The following is a 1,963-nucleotide window of genomic DNA, read 5'->3' as shown; positions in this document are numbered from 1 at the left end:
GCGATCGACCGCGACATTTCCATGGCCAACCTGAAATGGTGCCTTGAGGAATTCTGCCGGTCGTTCTTCGAGGTCGACAAGGTCGAGTTGCGCTTCCGCGCCAGCCACTTCCCCTTCACCGAGCCCTCGGCCGAGGTGGACATCCGCTATTCCAACGTGGGTGGGCAATTGCGCATCGGCGAAGGCGACAAGTGGATGGAGATCCTGGGCTCGGGCATGGTGCACCCGAAGGTGCTGGCCGCGGCAGGGGTGGACCCCGAGCAATGGCAGGGCTTTGCCTTCGGCATGGGCATCGACCGGATCGCCATGCTGAAATACGGCATCCCCGACCTGCGCGCCTTCTTCGAGGCCGATCTGCGCTGGCTGCGCCATTACGGATTCAGCGCGCTGGACGTGCCGAACCTGCCGGGCGGGCTGTCGCGGTGAGCGGCCAGCCTGCTTCGGACCAGCAGCAAAAGGTCAACCTGGCCGAAAAGCTGGCGCTGTTTTCCGATCACTGGGCGCCGAAGATCGTGGCCGGGTTCAACGGGCACGATATCTTTGTCGTCAAGGTGAAGGGCGAATTCGTCTGGCATTCGCATGCCGATACCGACGATTTCTTCCTGTGCCTGTCGGGCCAGGTGACGATCCAGCTGCGCGATGGCGATGTGGTGCTGAACCCGGGCGAGTTGTTCGTGGTGCCCAAGGGCGTGGAACATTGCCCGATGGCGGCCGAGGAAGCCTGCCTGATGCTGATCGAGCCGGAGGGCACGCCCAATACCGGAAACGAAGCCACCGCCACCGCGAAGGTGCGGATCTAGAACCCGTCCCAACCCGGCCTTGCGGCGGATTGGGCGATCCAGTCCTTCAGCTGCGCCGCATCGGCGATGCCCGGCTCGGCAATGTCGAGATAGCGCGTGTTCGGGTCTTTCGAAGGGCCGGGCGGCGGGGGCGTCAGATGCGCTCCAGTCAGGAAGGACAGCCGCAGGAAGCGGGTGAAACAATGCAGGGACAGGAACCACCCCTGACCGGCGACGCCGTAGAAGGGCGAATTCCAGCGCACCGCCTTGCGAATATCCGGCACCAGGTCTGACACCAGCGCATCCACCGTGCGGGCATGGTCTCCGCGCCAATCCGGCGCGGCGTCAAGCCAGGCTGTGACCGGCCCCGGGCCATCGCCCTTGGCGATCTGCGGATTGCCACCCGAAAGAAGTTTCGCCTCGGCCATCTGCCCCCCTTGGGGCCGGGTTTCACCCCGCCCGTCCTGCCAGAACCCGCGCCGCAGCCTGACCGGCCCAGCGTCCGGTGGCAAGACAGCCGGTCAGAAGATAACCGCCGGTCGGCGCCTCCCAGTCCAGCATCTCGCCCGCGGCAAAGACGCCGGGGCAGGCGCGCAGTTCCAGATCTGCGGTCAGGCTGTCGGCGGTGATCCCGCCCGCGACCGAAATCGCCTCGTCCAGGGGGCGGGGGCCCTGATGGCGGACGGGCAGGCGCTTGACGATCTCGATGGGCTGGCCGCGGCCCCATTCCATCACCAGCGCCGCCGCCGCGGGGGGCAGGCCCAGCTTGCGCAGCCGGTTCGACAGGCTTTCGCCGGGCTTCATCCGCGCCAGCCGCGCCGCCAGCGCGGGTTCGGTCACGTCCGGCATCAGGTCGATACGCAGCGCCGCGCCCTCGCGCAGGGCGCGGCTGACGGCATAGATCCCGCCGCCTTCCAGCCCCCGGGCTGAGATCACGAATTCCCCGCGCTGCGGCGCCATGCCGGGCAGCAACAGCGCCGCGCCCTTGACCGGCTGGCCGAAGTGACGCGCCATCTGCGCCGACCAATCGACCCGCAGCCCCATATTCGCGGGTTTCCAGGGGGCGATGCCCACGCCCCTGGCTTCCAGCCAGGGCACCCAGGCGCCGTCGCTGCCCAGCCGCGCCCAGCTGGCCCCGCCCAGCGCCAGCACCGTGACCCGCGGCGCCAGAAGCCGCGCGCCTT

At 68.2% G+C, this 1,963-nt stretch carries 4 protein-coding genes; 2 read left to right on the top strand and 2 right to left on the bottom strand.

All coding sequences use genetic code 11. The annotated features are described in order from the left end of the window. Positions 1 to 426 (top strand): tRNA ligase subunit PheS family protein (locus K1Y73_RS19225; RefSeq protein WP_451923587.1); only part of this gene is annotated, 426 nt, incomplete at its 5' end. Next, positions 423 to 800 carry a cupin domain-containing protein gene (locus K1Y73_RS19220; RefSeq protein ID WP_225029923.1) on the top strand — a complete coding sequence of 126 codons (378 nt, stop codon included), beginning with the start codon at positions 423 to 425 and terminating at the stop codon, positions 798 to 800. The genes K1Y73_RS19225 and K1Y73_RS19220, both read left to right, overlap by 4 nt. Here the strand turns inward: K1Y73_RS19220 and K1Y73_RS19215 are convergent. After that, a complete protein-coding gene (locus tag K1Y73_RS19215) occupies positions 797 to 1,207 on the bottom strand; it encodes a DUF1801 domain-containing protein (RefSeq protein ID WP_225029922.1) in 411 nt (136 codons plus the stop codon). The two genes, K1Y73_RS19220 and K1Y73_RS19215, sit on opposite strands and share 4 nt — an antisense overlap. Positions 1,208 to 1,229: 22 nt before the next feature. Continuing rightward, on the bottom strand, positions 1,230 to 1,963 hold a 734-nt coding region (locus K1Y73_RS19210), incomplete at its 5' end, for a TIGR03862 family flavoprotein (RefSeq protein ID WP_225029921.1).

The sequence above is a fragment of the Xinfangfangia pollutisoli genome, assembly GCF_020179405.1.
GTDB classification, from domain to species: domain Bacteria; phylum Pseudomonadota; class Alphaproteobacteria; order Rhodobacterales; family Rhodobacteraceae; genus Pseudogemmobacter; species Pseudogemmobacter pollutisoli.
Note: the sequence above shows the minus strand (reverse complement) of the source record. Positions and strands in the feature narration are given on the sequence as shown.

Excerpts from the sequence above, each read along its gene's own strand:
- K1Y73_RS19215 (WP_225029922.1), bottom strand. The coding sequence starts at position 1,207 with ATGGCCGAGGCGAAACTTCTTTCGGGTGGCAATCCGCAGATCGCCAAG.